Source organism: Amycolatopsis sp. NPDC089917 (assembly GCF_040684635.1).
Taxonomy (GTDB): domain Bacteria; phylum Actinomycetota; class Actinomycetes; order Mycobacteriales; family Pseudonocardiaceae; genus Amycolatopsis.
The window spans coordinates 121,083-137,787 of the sequence record NZ_JBFBGL010000016.1 but is presented as its reverse complement, the minus strand read 5'-3'; the positions used below and the strand labels follow the sequence as shown (position 1 = coordinate 137,787).

The following is a 16,705-nucleotide window of genomic DNA, read 5'->3' as shown; positions in this document are numbered from 1 at the left end:
TCCTCCCCCTCCCGTCGGTCGTGCGTTGCTGGCCCGCCGGTTTGTGGTTTTGTTTCGTGGTGGTGGGTGTTGTGCTTGGGGTTTTCTAACCCGAATCGCCACTCACGACCACCTTGACCCACCATGTACCGCCGCCCGAACACTCACGAGATCGTTACGCGTCGTCTGTAGCGTTTCGCCCCCGTCGAGCGATGAGTGATTCCCTTGCCGCACAGGCATTCCGCCAAAAGAAGGCGAACGACGGACACCGGTAACGAACCCGGTCCGTCCGCCGACCAACGGTCAGCGGAATGCGGCTGGAGGAATTCGTCATGAAGATCAGTGTGTTCGGGCTCGGTTACGTCGGTTGCGTGTCGGCTGCGTGCCTTGCCGGGCGCGGGCACGAGGTCGTCGGGGTGGATGTGAACCCGGTGAAGATCGACCTCATTTCCGGCGGCAAGGCGCCGGTGGTCGAGGAACGCATCGGGGAATTGACCGCGGAGGTGGTCGCCGAGGGCAAGCTGAGAGCGACCACCGACGTCAGACAGGCGATCGCGGACAGCGAAGTCTCCCTGATCTGCGTCGGTACCCCGTCGGCGCCGAACGGCAGCCTGTCGACGGCGTTCCTGGAACGCGTCGCCGAGGAGATCGGCGAGGCGCTGGCGGACAAGACCGAGCGGCACACCGTCGTCTTCCGCAGCACCATGCTCCCGGGCACCTGCCTGGACCTGCTCGTCCCCATCCTCGAGAAGTCGTCCGGCCGTACGGCCGGCGTCGACTTCGGCGTCGCGGTGAACCCCGAGTTCCTGCGCGAGGGGAGCAGCGTCAAGGACTTCTTCGACCCGCCCAAGACCGTCATCGGCGAGCTCGACCCGGCCAGCGGCGACGTCGTCGCGGCGCTTTACGAAGGGCTTCCCGGCGAGGTCTTCCGCGTCGCGATCCCGGTCGCCGAGATGACGAAGTACGCCGACAACTCCTTCCACGGCCTCAAGATCGGCTTCGCGAACGAGCTCGGCGCCATCTGCCGTGCCCTGGGGCTCGACTCGCACCAGGTGATCGACGTCTTCCTCGCCGATCGCAAGCTCAACATCAGCCCCGCCTACCTTCGCCCCGGGTTCGCTTTCGGCGGCTCGTGCCTCCCCAAGGATCTGCGCGGCCTGGTCTACGCCGCGCACCGCGCGGACGTCGCCGTCCCGATCCTTTCGCATGTGCTGCCCTCCAACGACGAACATCTCCAGCGTGCCTTCGATCTGGTCGCGCACACCGGAAAACGCAAGATCGGGCTGTTCGGCCTGTCCTTCAAACCCGGCACCGACGACCTCCGCGAGAGCCCGCTCGTCGAGCTCGCGGAGCGGCTGCTCGGCAAGGGGTACGACCTCCGCATCTACGACGCCAACGTCAGCCTGTCCCGGCTGATGGGCGCGAACCGCGAGTACATCGAGGGCAGGCTGCCGCATCTCGGCCAGTTGCTCGCCGGCTCCATCGAAGAGGTCGTCGACCACGCCGAGGTCTGCCTCATCGGCACGGCCGACCCCGACGTCCTCGCGGCGCTCCCGGCGGGCGGCGGCCACACGATCATCGATCTCGTCCGCGTACCGGACGCCGACCGGCGCCGGACTGAAGAGGGATATGTCGGTCTTGCCTGGTAAAGCTCTCATCCTCGTCGAGAACCTTTCCGTCCCTTTCGATCGCCGCGTCTGGCAGGAGTGCCAGACGCTTCGCGACGCCGGCTGGGAAGTCCACGTGATCTGTCCACAAGGGACGAAACGGGACACCGAGGCCGAAGTCACCGTCGACGGCGTCCACATCCTGCGGTACCCGCTGAAGGCCGCCACCGGTGGTCCGGCCGGGTACGTCCAGGAGTACGGCTCGGCGCTGTGGCACACGCTCCGGCTGGCCCGCAAGGTCGGAAAAGTCGACGTCGTGCACGCCTGCAACCCGCCGGACATGCTGTTCCTCGTCGCGCTCTACCTCAAGCGGCAGGGCGCGAAGTTCATCTTCGACCAGCACGACCTCTGCCCCGAGCTGTACCTCTCGCGCTTCGACCGCGGCGAGGACCTTCTCTACCGCGCGGTCTGCGCGCTGGAGCGCCGCACCTACAAGACGGCCGACGTCGTCATCGCGACCAACGAGAGCTACAAGGACGTCGCCGTGAAACGCGGCGGCAAGTCGCCGGACGACGTCTTCGTCGTGCGCAGCGCGCCCGTCGTCGAGCGCTTCCATCAGGTCGAGGTCGAGCCCGAGCTGAAGAAGGGCAAGCCGCATCTGCTGGCGTACCTCGGCGTGATGGGCCCGCAGGACGGCGTCGACTACGCGTTGCGCGCGCTCGCTTCGCTGCGTGACGAGGTCGGCCGCACCGACTGGCACGCTGTGTTCATCGGAGCCGGTGACGCGTTCGACGCCATGGTGGCGCTGTCGAAGGAACTGAAGCTCGACGACCAGGTCGAGTTCACCGGCCGGATCTCCGACGCCGACCTGCTGCGCTACCTGTCCGCGTCCGACGTCTGCCTGTCGCCGGACCCCCTGAACCCGCTCAACGACGTGTCGACCATGAACAAGGTCATGGAGTACATGGCGATGGGCCGCCCGATCGTCTCCTTCGAGCTGCGGGAGGCCCGGGTCTCGGCGGGCGAGGCCGCGCTGTACGCGCCGGCGAACGACGAGCCGGAGTTCGCGAAGCTGATCGCGCATCTGCTCGACTCGCCGGAGGACCGGGCGAAGATGGGCGAGCTGGGCCGGGAGCGCGTCGCCGGTCCGCTCTCCTGGGAGAACTCCCAGAAAGCCCTGCTCGCGGCCTATGCGGCCGCCGTCCGTTGATCGACTTCCCGATCGCGTTTTGAACAAGACTCGGGCAATCCTGTAACCAACACCGCTGTCGATTCGACGGGATTGATGCTGCACCCGCACGCACCGATGGGAGATCCCGGCTTTGACTGACGACACGGTGCGCCTGTCCATGATCGGACAGGTTCTGCGCGGGCGATGGCGGACCCTGGTGGTCCTCGCCCTACTCGGCGCCCTGATCGGCGCGGGATCGTCGGTGATCCTTTCTCCCGGCTACCGGACGTCGTCCAACGTGCTGCTGCAAGGCCCGCGCGAAGCGGACGAACTGCTCACCCAGGCCGAGGTGGCGACCAGCTCGGTCGTGCTCGACCGGGCCGCCGCCGGGCTCGGCGACGGTGAGACCGGCGCCGACCTCCGGGACAAGGTGACCACGTCGGTCGCACAGGGCAATGTCATCACCATCGAGGCCACCGGTGACACCGCCGAACAGACGCAGCGGATGGCCGACCAGGTCGCGGCCGAGTTCGTGAAGTACTCGACGCAGATCATCGCCGGTTCCGGCGACGCGGCGGTGCAGCTGGCGCAGGAACGCCGCGAGACGCTGCGGCAGCAGGTCGCGCAGACGAACCAGCGGATCAGCGAACTCTCCACGAAGGTCAACGAAGGCAAGACGACCGTGGAGAGCGTCCAGCTCCGCACAGAACTGCAGGGCCTGCGCACGTCGATCGAGTCGGCCATGTCCAGCCTCAACGCGGCCGACACCGCCAGCGGGCTCGGCAACATTGTCGTGCTCGGCTCGGCCGAACTGCCGTCCGCGGCGGCGGCGCCCACCCTGCCGCAACTGGCGCTGGGCGGCGCGGCGCTGTTCTTCATCATCGGCCTGTTCGGGCATCTCTTCACCGCCCGCACCGACCGGCGGCTGAAGGACGAGGAGGAGATCGCCGCGGCGATCGGCGGTCCGGTGCTGGCCACCTTCGACGCCGTCGAAGACCGCCCCGCCGGGAAGACGTTGCGCGCCAAGCTCCTCCGGGACGACAGGCCGTGGAACATCCCGCGGGTCGACGTCCACGCCGACGAGATCGACGTCGAAGTCCACTACCGGCGGCTGGTCTCCCGGCTCCCGCACCGGCGGCTGCTCATCGTGGCCGCCGAAGACGACCACGCCGGGCTGGTGGCCGCCGAACGGCTCGCCGCCCTCGCCGATCGGTGGTGCACCGTGGCGAGGGTTTCCCCGGTGCGGCCCGTCATCGAAGACGCGGAAGACACCGGCGCCGAAGGGATCGTCGTCGTGGCGGGCCTCGGTTCCCGGTCCGCCTGGGAGCTGGTCGGGATCGCCGAAGCCGTCGCCGACGCCGGGCTCGCCGTGGTGGGCGCCGTGCTGATCCGCCCGGTCCGGCCGACCCGCACCCGCTCCGGCGCCACCACCTCCACCGACCACGAAGCACTGGCAGGTACCGCGTGACCAGCGCAGAAAAGACCAAGTCCGAACCGCTCATCGACCTTCAGCGGCTGGTCGTCTCGATCCGGAGACGCCGCCGCCTCTGGATGGCCACCGCCCTGCTGGGGCTGATCGCCGGCGGGCTCGTCGCGATGCTCCTGCCGTCGCCGCCCACCGCGGTGGCGCAGATCCTCGTCATCCACCCCGACGATTCGCCCACCGACAGCGGAACGCTGATGCGGACCGACGTCGCCGTGCTCAAGACCACCAAGACCGCCGGTGCGGCGCTCAAGAAGCTGAACAGCACCCAGCCACCGGAGGAGTTCCTCAAGGACTACGACGGGATCGGGCTGACGAACAACGTCCTCCAGCTGACCGTCAAGGGCAAGACCAAGGACGAGGCGCTTTCCCGTGCGCAGGCGATTTCCGACGCCTTCATCGCCGAGTACATCGGCCGCAACCAGGCGGCCGCGGCCGCTCAGCAGAAGGCCCTGCTCGATCAGCGGAACCAGGCCCAGAACGAGCTCACCCCGATCGAAGCGTCGATCGTCACCGAAGAGGCCAAGGGCCGCAACGCCAACCCCGCCCAGCTGGAGCGGCTGTACTCGCGCCGGGCGGAACTGAACTCCAAGATCTCCGACTACGACGGCCGCGCGCAGGAGGCGGGTATCGGCACGCCGAAGGTCGCCGCCGGGACGCAGATCGTGGACGCGCCGCGGATCCTGCCGAAATCGCTGCTCAAGACCCTCGGCACCGACATGGGGATCGGCCTCGCGCTGGGGCTGCTCGCCGGACTGGGGCTCGCGGCGATCACGAGCGTGGTGAAGGACCGGCCGGTGCTGCGCCGGGAGATCTCGCGTCACCTCGGCGCCTCCGTGATCGCGCAGCTGCCCGAACCGCCGCGGTTCCTGCGGCGTTCGGGAGCAGCGACCCGGCGCCGGCGGGTCGCGGTGACCCTGGTCCGCGCCGTCCGGGAGGAGGGCGGTTCCGTCTCGCTGCTCGACCTCGGCGCCCGTCAGATCACCGCCGCGCTCGCCGTCGACATGGCGCGCGAACTGGCGGAGAAGGGGCCGATCACGCTCGTCGACGACCTGCCGAAGGCGAACCTCCGCGAGCTGGTCGGCGACGCTCAGATCCAGGTCCTCGACCGCGGTGACGCGCCGGTGGCAGGCAAGGAACGGCGTATCGGCGTCGGCTCGATCGAGCCGGGCACGGCGTGGACCGACATCGAGTTCCTCGGCGAGGAGACGATCCTCGTCGTCCGCACCGCGCACGCGAACACCGAATGGCTGCACACCGTCGCCCGTCAGCTGGCGGACCGGCGCATCCCGATCATCGGCGTCGTCGTGGTGGATCCGGATCCGCGCGACCACACCGACGGGACGCTGTGGGACGGCCTGCACACCGCGCTGCGCGGCCGTGCGGGCGCCGTTCCGGAGCCGGTGCCCGTGCCCGCGCGGCCGGTGATGACCGCGCGTCCGGTGGCGCCCGCCCGCCCGGTCGCGCCGGAGCGCAAGGTCCTCCCCGAGCGGAAGGCCGCGCCGGAACGGCGGGTGCCGCGGCCCGCGCCGAAACCGGTCGAGATGTTCCCCGACGAGGACGCGCCGGTGCGGCGGCTTTCGACGGTGGCGCCGGTCGAGACGGACGCCGAGCGCACCGTCGAGCGGGTGCTGGAGCCGCCTCGGGAGAAGAAGGCCGCGCGACGTCGTCCGCCGACGCCGTACAAGCGGCCCGAGGACCACGACAACGCCGATCAGCCGACCAAACGTTTCTCACCTGTGTCACCGGATAACGCCGAAGCCTTGTAAGGGGAGCGAAAGCAGATGTGCGGCATCGCAGGGGCCTACTTCTGGCCGGACGGGGGACCGCTCACCGACCGGCTGACCAAGATCCTCGCCCATCGCGGACCGGACGGTTCGGGGCGGTACGACCACCGGGCCGGTGAGGGTGAAGTCCACTTAGGACACCGAAGGCTGTCGATCGTCGACCTGACCGAGACCGGCGCGCAGCCGATGGTCAAGGACGGGCTCGCGCTGACCTACAACGGCGAGCTGTACAACTCGCCGGAACTGCGGAAGGAACTCGAAGCGGGCGGCGTCCGCTTCCGGGGGACGTCCGACACCGAGGTCGTCCTGGAAGCCTGGCGCGAATGGGGCACCGAGGGCCTGCACCGGCTGCGCGGCATGTTCGCGTTCGGCGTCTTCGACGAGCGCACCGGCGCCTTGACCCTGGTGCGGGACCAGCTGGGCATCAAACCGCTCTTCCTGGTGCGCCGCGGCAAGGGCGTCGCGTTCGCGTCCGAGCTGAAGGCGCTGGCCACCGAGCTGGGTGGCTCGCTGACCGTCGACGACACCGCGCTCGTCGCGTCCCTGCTCTACTACTGGGTCCCGGACGGCCGGTGCGCGTTCACCGAAGCCGAGAAACTCCCTCCGGGCAGCTGGGCGCGGTTCCGGCCGAACGGCGACGTCGAACGCGGCACCTTCTGGTCGCTGCGGCAGGTCGCCGAGGACGGCGCCGCCTACGAAGGCGACTTCGACCTCAACGCCGTCATCGAGGACTCGACGCGCAAGCACCTGATGGCCGACGTGCCGGTCGCGACGTTCCTCTCCGGCGGGCTCGACTCCAGCTACCTGACCGCGCTCGCCGCGCGCGAGCAGCCGGGGATCTCCGCGTACACCATCGGCTTCCGGGCCGAGGACGCGAAGTTCGAGGCGATGCCGGACGACCTGATGTACGCGAAGAAGGTCGCCGCGAAGTTCGGTGTCGACCTGCACGAGATCGAGATCGCGCCGCAGGTGCTGGACCTGCTGCCGAGGATGACCTACCACCTCGACGAGCCGATCGGCGACCCGGCGGCGATCAACAGCTACCTGATCTGCACCGCCGCCCGCGAGGCGGGCGTCAAGGTGATGCTGTCGGGGATGGGCGCGGACGAGCTGTTCGCCGGCTACCGCAAGCACCTCGCGAACAAGATCGCCCTCCAGTACCAGCGGGTCCCCGGTCTCGTCCGCCGTCCGGTGGAGTCCCTTGTGGACAGACTGCCGGTGGCGACGTCGAAGCGCGGATTCCGGTCGGTCCGGTTCGCCAAACGGTTCCTCTCGTTCGCGGAACTGCCGGAGGAGACCGCGTTCCGGCGCAGCTACACGATGTACGACCAGGCCGAACTCGCCGGGCTGCTGAACCCGGACCTCGCGGGCGCCGTCGACGACGTGCTCACCGAGCACGCGGACACCTATCACGACAACACGTTGTCGGACTTCGTGAACCGCATGTGCCTCGCCGATTCCCGGCTCTTCCTGCCGGGCCTCAACCTCACCTACACCGACCGGTCCAGCATGGCGGCCTCCACCGAGGTGCGGACGCCGTTCGTCGACATCGAGGTCGTCAAGGCCGCGTTCCGGATCCCCGGCGACAAGAAGATCGTGAAGCGCCAAGGGAAGATGGCGCTGAAGGAAGCGGCGCTGTCGATCCTCCCCGCCGAGATCGTGCACCGGCCGAAGGGCCTGTTCAGCGCGCCGCTGCGGGCCTGGATGAGCCGCGACCTCGCGCCCCTGGTGCGCGAGGTGACGAACGAAGGTGAATTGGTGAAGGCCGGGTTCCTCCGTCGTGAGGCCCTGCGGAAGCTCGTGGACGAAGACGCGTCCGGGCAGCAGGACCGGTCCAAGCACCTCTGGCACATCTTGACCCTCGAGTACTGGTACCGCGGCGCCGTCGCGGCCCGGACCACCTGATCGCTGAGGAGCGACGTGAAGCAGGTAGTGCAGAACTACAAGAGCGGGGAGCTGGCGCTCCTCGACGTCGAAGTCCCCGCGTGCAAAGCGGGCGGTGTGCTGGTCCGCACCGCCTATTCGCTGATCTCCACCGGCACCGAGATGATGAAGGTGTCCGAGGCGAGCCTTTCGCTGGTGGGCAAGGCGAAGGCGCGGCCGGACCAGGTCGCGAAGGTGATGCAGAGCGTCGCGACCAACGGGCTGGGCGCCACCTACCGCAAGGCGATGAACAAACTCGACTCGTACACGCCGCTGGGGTACTCGCTGTGCGGTGTGGTCGAGGAGGTCGGCGCGGGCATCCACGACGTCGCTGTCGGGGATTACGTGGCGTGCGCCGGGAACGAGCACGCGCTGCACGCGGAACTGAACTGGGTGCCCAAGAACCTGTACACGAAGGTGCCCGACGGGGTCGACCCGCGGCACGCCGCGTTCGGCACGGTCGGCTCGATCGCGATGCAGGGCGTCCGCCAGGGCGAACCGCAGATCGGCGACATCGCGCTGGTCATCGGGCTCGGCCTGATCGGCCAGCTGGTCGTGCAGCTGCTGGTCGCCTCCGGGGTCCGTGTGGTCGGCGTCGACCCGGACCCGACGCGGTGCGCGCTCGCCGAACAGCTCGGCGCGCTGAAATGCGGCGACCCGTCGTCCGGCGTCATCGACACCGCCGTCGCGGAGATCAGCTCCGGGCACGGCGTCGACCAGGTGTACCTCGCCGCGGGCGGCAGCACGAACGAGCCGGTGGAGCTGGCCGCGAAGCTGGCCCGCGACCGCGGCCGGGTGATCGACATCGGCAAGTGCTCGCTGAACCTGCCGTGGAACGCCTACTACGAAAAGGAACTCGACGTCCGGTTCTCCCGCTCGTACGGCCCCGGCCGCTACGACCCGGAGTACGAACTCGAAGGCCGCGACTACCCGATCGGCCAGGTCCGCTGGACCGAGCGCCGCAACCTCGAATGCGTCGTCGACCTGATGGGCAGTGGCCGCCTCGACGTCGAGCCGCTGATCTCGCACGTCTCGGAGTTCTCCGACGCCGTCGAGACGTACCGGAAGCTGAACGAGGGCGAACTCAAGGCCGTCGCGGTGCTGTTCGAGTACGAGAAGCGCGCCGCCTCGGCCACCGAGCCGGTCGCCGAGGTCTCGATGCCGAAGACGGTGACCACCCGCGCGGTGCCCAAGCCCGGCGGCGTGCGGATCGGGTTCATCGGCGCGGGCAACTACGCGTCCTCGATGCTCCTGCCGCATCTGACGGAGATGGAGGGCGTCGACCTCACCGAGGTCGTCACCACCTCCGCCCTCTCGGGCGCGAACGCCAAGCGCAAGTTCGGTTTCGCCCGTGCCACCACCGACCTCGACACGATGCTCGACGATTCCTCGATCGACGCCGTGTTCATCGTGACCCGGCACAGCTCGCACGCCGAGCTGACCCGGCGGGCGCTGCTCGCGGGCAAGGCCGTCTTCGTCGAGAAGCCGCTCGCGCTGTCGGAGAAGGAACTCGAAGTCGTGCTCGGCGCGATCGAGGAGTCCGGCAACGACCGGCTGCAGGTCGGCTTCAACCGACGGTTCGCCCCGCTGCTGAACGAGTCGGTGCTCCACTTCGGACCGAGGATCGGCCCGGCTTCCGTGCGGTATCTGGTCAACGCCGGTCAGCTCGACGCCGGCAGCTGGTACAACCAGGCCGACAGCGAGGGCTCACGGTTCGCGGGCGAGGGCGGTCACTTCATCGACACGGTCAGCTGGCTGCTCGGCTCCGACCCGGTCTCGGTGTACGCCACCGCGACGCCCGGGCACCAGGACCTGCAGATCCTGCTGCGCTACCCGGACGGCTCGACCGCGTCGATCGCGTACACCACCAGCGGTTCGTCGGCGTTCCCCAAGGAGACGATCGACGTCACCGCGGACGGCAAGGTGCTGAAGTTCGACGACTTCGGGCGCGCGTCGGTGTTCGGCCGCAAGAAGTGGGCCAGCTCCCGCATCCCCAAGGGCCGGGACAAGGGCCAGGCCGCCGAGCTGGAGGCGTTCGTCAACGCGCTGAAGACCGGCGTCGCGATGCCCGTCTCGGTCGAATCGCTCGTTTCCACGACGCTGGCCACGCTCGCGGTGAACCGCAGCCTGGAGACCGGTGCCGCGGTGCGGATCAACGCCAAGGAGGGGCTGGCCTGATGGATCCGTCCTGGTACCTGCGAAGACTGTCGCGGATGGGACCGGCCGAGGTCGCGGGCCGGGTCACCGACGTCGTGCGCAAACGCCAGTGGCGCGGGGTCGCGGGGGACAAGCCGACGTGGCTGCCGGACCGCCGGTTCGCTTCGGTGCCCGGGGAAGACGTCCTCGCCGCCGTTTCGGGTGAAGCGGTGAAGGGGCTGGTCGTCACCGCGGACCGCCTGATGGAGGGACGCGCCGAGTACTTCGGCGTCGAGCGGGACGACCTCGTCGACCCGGACTGGTCGTACGACCCGAAGACCGGCCGCCGCGCACCGTCCGATGTGTACTCCTTCGACGTCCCGTATCGCAGCGAGGACACCGTCGGCGACATCAAGCAGATCTGGGAGCCGTCGCGGCACCAGCACCTCACCGTGCTGGCCGCCGCGTACGCCCTGACCGGCGAAGACCGGTACGCCGAGCGCGTCGCCGCGCACCTGAAGTCGTGGTGGGCGGCCAACCCGCCGATGCGCGGGGTGCACTGGGTCAGCGGGATCGAACTCGGCATCCGGCTGCTGTCGTGGGTGTGGGTCCGGCGGCTGCTCGACGGCTGGGCGCAGGCCCCGGCGCTGTTCGAGGACAATCCCGAGGCGCTCACGCAGATCTGGCATCACCAGCGCTGGCTGGCCGCGTTCCCGAGCCGGGGTTCGTCGGCGAACAACCACGTGATCGCCGAGGACGCCGGGCAGCTCGCCGCCGCCTGCGCGTTCGCCTGGTTCCCCGAATCCGCGCAGTGGCGGGACGCGGCGCTGACGTCGCTGGACAAGATGTTGTGCCACAACACCTTCGACTCCGGCATCAACCGCGAACTCGCCACCGAGTACCACGGGCTGGTCCTGGAGCTGGGGCTCGCCGGGGCGCTGGAGGCGAAGGCCGCCGGGGTCGCGGTGCCCGATTCGACCTGGCTCGTGCTGCTGCGGATGACCGACGCGCTGGCGTCTATTGTGGACAATAGGCTGCGTCCGCCACGGCAGGGTGACGCCGACGATGGCTTCGGTCTCATTGTCGATGGTGACGAGACCAGCCGCTGGGCGTCGCTGCTCGACACCGGGGCCGTCCTTTTCGGACGGTTGGACTGGTGGCCGGAGACGCGGGACGGCGATGTCCGCACGACGCTCTTCTCCGCGCTGGCCAAGGACATCCAGGTCCGCGTCCCGCGTCCGGCCCGGCGCCGCGACGACTTCGCCGACGCCGGGATGACCATCCTGCGTGACGGCGCCATCTGGGCTCGCTGCGACGGCGGTCCGCACGGCTTCCTGTCCATCGCCGCGCACGCGCACGCGGACGCGCTCTCGGTGGAGGTCCGGCACGACGGCGTCGACATCCTCGCTGACCCGGGGACCTACTGCTACCACGGCGAACCGAAGTGGCGGTCGTATTTCCGGTCCACGGCGGCGCACAACACGCTGGAGCTCTCCCGGACCGACCAGTCCGTCTCCGGCGGGCCGTTCCTGTGGACGAAACAGGCCACCACCAGCGTGATCGCGGCCGGGACGCCGTCGCGCTGGAGCGCGGAACACAACGGGTACGCCCCGGCGATCCACCGCCGGTCGGTGGAGCTGGAGGACTCGACGCTCCGGATCCTCGACGAGGTCCGCGGTGGGGAGGCCCAGCACTGCCGTCTCGCGTTCCACTTCGGCCCGGCCGTCGAGGTCTCGCTCTCCGAGGGCGCGGCGACGTTGTCCTGGACGGCGGACGGCCAGGTCCGGACGGCTTCGCTCGCCCTGCCGCCGGAGCTGGACTGGTCGGCGCATCGCGGCGAGACCGGCCTGCCGATGGGCTGGTACTCGGCCGGATTCGGCAGGCGCGAGCCCGCGTGGACCCTGTACGGCGGCGGGATCGCCTCCGACGGCGCCACCTTCACCACCGAGCTCACCTTCGACACAGGTAACGAGGATCCACCGTTGTGATCGCACGACCGCACCGTCTCCGCCGGGCAGCCCTTCTGGTGCTGCTCGGCTCCTTGACGCTCACCTCCTGTACTTCCGGCCCGGACGACGAGACCGGGAAGGGGCCGGATCCGGCGCAGGCGCCGTCCGGATCGATCGCGCAGGTGTGCGACAAGGCGAAGGCGGGGCCGGCCGAAGCACCGGCCGGAGCGGTGAAGATCGACCCGGCGGTGCCGGGCGACGTCGCCGCGAAGACGCGGTCGAGCCCGGCCGGGACGACGTTCTGGCTCGCGCCGGGCACGCACAAACTCGGCGACGACCGCTACGACCAGGTCAACCCGAAGCAGGGCAACGTCTACCTCGGCGCCCCGAACGCGATCCTCGACGGCCGGAAGATCAACCAGTACGCCTTCTCCGGCCACGAGGCCGACGTCAAGATCCAGTACCTGACCGTGCGGGGTTTCGCCGCGCCGCACGACGAAGGCGTGGTCAACCACGATTCGGCCGACGGCTGGCTCATCGAGCACAACACCGTCCAGGACAACGACGGCGCGGCGCTGATGGCGGGCGCGCGGCAGCAGGTGCGCGCGAACTGCCTGCGGCGCAACGGGCAGTACGGCATGAACGCCTACGCGCAGGGCAACGCGATCAAGGGTCTCGTCGTCGAGGGCAACGAGATCTCCGGCAACAACACCGGCGACTGGGAACGCAAGATCGACGGCTGCGGCTGTTCCGGCGGGGTCAAGTTCTGGTCGGTCGACGGCGCCGACATCCGCGGCAACTGGGTGCACGACAACCGCGGTGTCGGGCTGTGGGCCGACACGAACAACAACGACTTCCTCGTCGAGGGCAACGTCATCGAGAACAACGACGGCTCCGCCCTGATGTACGAGACCAGCTACAACGCCGTCATCAGCGGCAACACCATCCGCCGGAACAACTGGGTGGACGGCAAGGGCTACATCGACCGCGGCGACAGCTTCCCGGTGGCGTCGATCTACATCTCCGAGTCCGGCGGCGAGCCGAGGATCAAGGCGCGCACGGACAAACTGGAGATCTCCGGCAACTCGTTCGAGAACAACTGGAACGGCGTCACCCTGTGGGAGAACTCCGACCGGTTCTGCAACAGCCCGGCCAACACCTCGTCCGGTTCCTGCACGCGGCTGGTGCCCGAGCAGGCGAAATGCGCGCAGCCCGCGATCGCGGCGGGCGCGCTGAACAGCGACTGCCGGTGGAAGACCCAGCGCGTCGAGGTCCACCACAACCGGTTCGTGCTCGACCCGGTCGTCACCGGTTGCGAGGAGAGCTGCGCGCGGATGGCGATGCTCGCAAACTTCGGCACCTTCCCGGACTGGTCGCCGTACAAGGGCGAGGCCGTCCAGCAGGCGATCACCTTCGACCAGGGCAACCGGCTCTACGACAACACCTACTCCGGGCCGTGGAACTTCGTCGCGTTCGAGCCGAGCCGCGTGCTGGGCTTCGGCGAATGGCAGGGCGCGCCCTACCGCCAGGACCAGGGCAGCAAACTGACCCGCGCGGGAGGTGGCTGACGTGATCGAACCCGCCGTCCGGCCCGCGTCGGCGATCCGCGGCTTCCCCAAGGCGGCGGGCATCGCCTGGACGCTGCTGATCATCAACACCCTCGGGTCGACCGGGGCCAAGACGGTCGTCCCGCTGCCGAGGTCGGTCAGCCAGCTGATCACCATGGGCTCCCTGGGCACCGCCTTCATCATCGCGCTCGCCCTGAATCCCAGGCTGCGGTTCCGGCCGAACGCCTATCTCTTCCTGCTCACGCTGCTGGCCATCCTGAGCGTGGTCGCGAGCCTGAACCTCGAAGGCGGCTTCGGCGCGCTGTTCCGGTGCTTTCGGTTCGCTCTCTTCCTCAGCACCCTGTGGTTGCTGACCCGCTGGTGGGACGGCGGCCTCGACCTCGTGCGCCAGCACATCCGCACCTACGGCGCGGTGCTGGTGACGGTGGTGATCGGGCTCGGGCTGAGCCCCGGCAACGCGCTGCCGTTCGAGTACGGCGGACGGCTCACCGGCACGGTCTGGCCGCTGACCCCGCCGCAGGTCGGGCAGTACGCGGCCGTCGTCATCGGCCTCACGATCCTGTTGTGGCTCGGGGGAAAGCTGAACCGGCGGCACGCGCTCGTCGTCATCGTCCCGGCGTTCGGGGTCCTGCTGCTGACCCACACCCGCACCGCGATGCTCGGCCTGGTGGTCGGGACGATCGTGGCGCTGATGTCGCAATGGATGTCCAGCGCCCGCGCCCGCAAGGTGTTCACCGGGCTGATCTTCGGCGGGTTGTTCGTCGTGGTCGTGCTGGGCGGGGTGGTGCAGAGCTGGTTCCTGCGAGGGCAGTCCGAGGAGAACTTCTCCAGCCTCACCGGTCGCGCGAAGGTGTGGGACGCGCTGCTCTACGCGCCGCGGTCGACGCTGGAGTACCTGTTCGGTGTCGGCCTGACCGACAAGTCCTACGACGGTCTCCCGATCGACAGCAGCTGGCTCGCGGTCTACCACGAGCAGGGCTACGTCGGGATCGGGATCGTGGCGGCGTACCTGCTCGTGCTGGTCGTGGTCGCGGTGCTGCGGCCGCCGTCGCCGGCGAGGGCGTGCGCGATCTTCCTGATCACCTACTGTCTTTCCGCCTCCTACACCGAGGCGGGTCTCGGCGACGCGTCGCCGTATCTGCTGCATCTGGCCTTGGCCGCGTCATTGCTGGTGCGTGTGCCTACCGAAGAACCTCAGTTTCTGAAGGAGCCCGCGTGAAGGTTCTCGTGATCCACAACCGGTACAGATCCGAGCAGCCGAGCGGTGAGAACAACGTCGTGGACCAGGAGACCGCGCTGCTGGCCGAGGCCGGGCACGAGGTCGGCCTGTTCGAGCGGCGCAGCGACGACATCGCGGAGATGTCCCTGCCGCGCAAGGCCATCGTCCCGCTCCAGGTGCCGTGGAACCGGGCCGTGCGCGCGGACCTGGCCCGGCGCCTCGCCGACGACCGGCCGGACGTCGTCCACATCCACAACACGTTCCCGCTGCTCTCGCCGTCGGTACTGGCGGCCTGCGCCGACGCCGGTGTCCCGACCGTCGCGACCGTGCACAACTACACCCTGATCTGCCCTCCCGGCACGCTGTACCGCGACGGCCAGGTGTGCACCGACTGCGTGGGCCGGTCGCCGGTGCCCGCCGTGCGGCACGGGTGCTATCGCGGCTCGGGGCTCGCGACCGCGCCGATGGCGGCGAGCCTGATGCTGAACCGCGGCCGCTGGTGGTCCGGGGTGTCGCGGTTCTTCTGCATCTCGAAGGCGCAACGCGAGGTGCTGATCGCCGCCGGGATGCCCGCCGACAAGCTCGGGGTGAAGTACAACTACGTCGCCGATCCCGGCACGACCCGCCAGGGCGCGGGGGAGCACCTGCTGTTCCTCGGCCGGATCACCGCGGAAAAGGGTGTCGGCCTGCTGATGAAGGCGTGGGACCTGCTCGTCGCCGCGGGCGGCCCGCTGCCGCCGCTGGTGATCGCCGGCACCGGCCCGATGCAGGACGAGGTCGCGCGCTGGGCGGACGGCCGCGACGACGTCCGCTACGTCGGTCTTCAGTCCAAAGAGGAATGCCGCGACCTGATCGCCCGCTCGAACGCGGTCATCGCCCCCTCGGAGTGGCTGGAGGCTTTCGGACTGGTCGTGGTCGAGGCGATGGCCGCCGGTGTCCCGACGGTCGCCTCGGCCCACGGCGCCTTCCGCGAACTCGTCGAGGACGGCGTGACCGGCCTGCTGCACGAACCCGGGAACCCCGAAGCTCTCGCGGCCCGCCTGCGGGAGATCGTCGGCGACGCCGAACGGAACCAGGAGATGGGCTGGGCGGCGCGGCTGGTCTACGAGCAGGAGTTCACGCCGAAGGTCGGCCTGGAACGCCTCGTCGGCGGATACCAGGCCGCGATCGACGCGGCGTCCTTCGCGTGATCGCCGGTCCGCCCGCACTACCGCCGCGGGCGCGAGTCCCGCTCTGGACCCTGGGCGCTTTCGGCTTCGTCGTCGCTCTCGTCCTCGGTCTGCGCTACGCCGGCACCTCCCACCTCGCCGGACTCGACGCCCTCGTGCTCCCCGTCGTCGACCGGGTCGAAGGCCCGCTCTGGTACGTGGCGACCGCCATCGACTTCGCGGGCGAACCGGTCGGCGCGATCGTGGTCATCGCGCTGTTCGGCTGGCTGTGCCTGCGGCACCGACGGCCGCGGATCGCGATCCTGATGGTGGCCGCCAGCGGGGTGACGGTGGCGCTGACCACCGGCCTGAAACCCCTGACCGGCAGGCTGATCCACGACGAGTTCCTGTCCTATCCCAGCGGGCACACGGCCTTCGCGGTGACCGTCGCGACCGTCGTGGCGCTGCTGGTGATCGACGTGCGGGGCCTCGGGCCTCTTGCCGCTGCTTCGGTGCTGGCGGGTTTGGTCGCTTTCGCGGGGCTGGCGATGGGCTGGGCGGAGGTGGCGCTGGGGGCGCACTATCCGACGGACACCTTCGGGGGGTTCGGGGTCGCTGTCGCGGTGGTTCCGGTGGTGGGGTGGGCGGTGGACCGCCTCACGCGGCGGCCCGCTTGACGTTCGGGCGGGGCCGTCGCCCAAACCGGCGAAGGTTCGGGCGCCTCCGCCATCTCCT

General features: G+C 69.5%; 11 protein-coding genes. All 11 read left to right on the top strand.

All coding sequences use genetic code 11. The features are described from left to right. The first annotated feature begins 311 nt into the window (after positions 1–311). The 11 genes from AB0N89_RS14855 (at position 312) to AB0N89_RS14805 (ending at position 16,647) form a co-directional block, all read left to right on the top strand. Positions 312–1,628, top strand: coding sequence for a nucleotide sugar dehydrogenase (locus AB0N89_RS14855; protein ID WP_364204581.1), 1,317 nt, complete (start codon positions 312–314; stop codon positions 1,626–1,628). Beyond that, positions 1,609–2,796, top strand: coding sequence for a glycosyltransferase family 4 protein (locus tag AB0N89_RS14850; RefSeq protein WP_364204579.1), 1,188 nt, complete (start codon positions 1,609–1,611; stop codon positions 2,794–2,796). Before AB0N89_RS14855 ends, AB0N89_RS14850 begins: the two co-directional genes overlap by 20 nt. Before the next feature lie 139 nt (positions 2,797–2,935). Beyond that, positions 2,936–4,225 carry an exopolysaccharide biosynthesis protein gene (locus AB0N89_RS14845; RefSeq protein ID WP_364204578.1) on the top strand — a complete coding sequence of 430 codons (1,290 nt, stop codon included), beginning with the start codon at positions 2,936–2,938 and terminating at the stop codon, positions 4,223–4,225. Then, positions 4,222–6,009, top strand: a complete 1,788-nt coding sequence (locus AB0N89_RS14840; protein WP_364204576.1) for a Wzz/FepE/Etk N-terminal domain-containing protein — start codon at positions 4,222–4,224, stop codon at positions 6,007–6,009. Before AB0N89_RS14845 ends, AB0N89_RS14840 begins: the two co-directional genes overlap by 4 nt. Before the next feature lie 15 nt (positions 6,010–6,024). Beyond that, complete coding sequence (gene asnB / locus AB0N89_RS14835) at positions 6,025–7,932, top strand: asparagine synthase (glutamine-hydrolyzing) (protein WP_364204574.1); 1,908 nt, start codon at positions 6,025–6,027, stop codon at positions 7,930–7,932. A 15-nt stretch (positions 7,933–7,947) separates the two neighbouring features. Then, positions 7,948–10,128, top strand: coding sequence for a bi-domain-containing oxidoreductase (locus tag AB0N89_RS14830; RefSeq protein WP_364204572.1), 2,181 nt, complete (start codon positions 7,948–7,950; stop codon positions 10,126–10,128). After that, positions 10,128–12,074, top strand: a complete 1,947-nt coding sequence (locus AB0N89_RS14825) for an alginate lyase family protein (protein ID WP_364204570.1) — start codon at positions 10,128–10,130, stop codon at positions 12,072–12,074. The genes AB0N89_RS14830 and AB0N89_RS14825 overlap by 1 nt, the downstream gene beginning before the upstream one ends. Further along, entirely contained in the window at positions 12,071–13,603 is a 1,533-nt protein-coding gene (locus tag AB0N89_RS14820) for a right-handed parallel beta-helix repeat-containing protein (protein ID WP_364204568.1), read from the top strand. The genes AB0N89_RS14825 and AB0N89_RS14820 overlap by 4 nt, the downstream gene beginning before the upstream one ends. Before the next feature lies 1 nt (position 13,604). Next, the gene (locus tag AB0N89_RS14815; RefSeq protein WP_364204566.1) at positions 13,605–14,822 is read left to right on the top strand and encodes an O-antigen ligase domain-containing protein; all 1,218 of its coding nucleotides are present in this window, start codon (positions 13,605–13,607) and stop codon (positions 14,820–14,822) included. Then, a complete protein-coding gene (locus AB0N89_RS14810; protein WP_364204564.1) occupies positions 14,819–16,012 on the top strand; it encodes a glycosyltransferase family 4 protein in 1,194 nt (397 codons plus the stop codon). The genes AB0N89_RS14815 and AB0N89_RS14810 overlap by 4 nt, the downstream gene beginning before the upstream one ends. Continuing rightward, positions 16,009–16,647, top strand: a complete 639-nt coding sequence (locus AB0N89_RS14805) for a phosphatase PAP2 family protein (protein ID WP_364204562.1) — start codon at positions 16,009–16,011, stop codon at positions 16,645–16,647. Before AB0N89_RS14810 ends, AB0N89_RS14805 begins: the two co-directional genes overlap by 4 nt. Positions 16,648–16,705 lie beyond the last annotated feature (58 nt).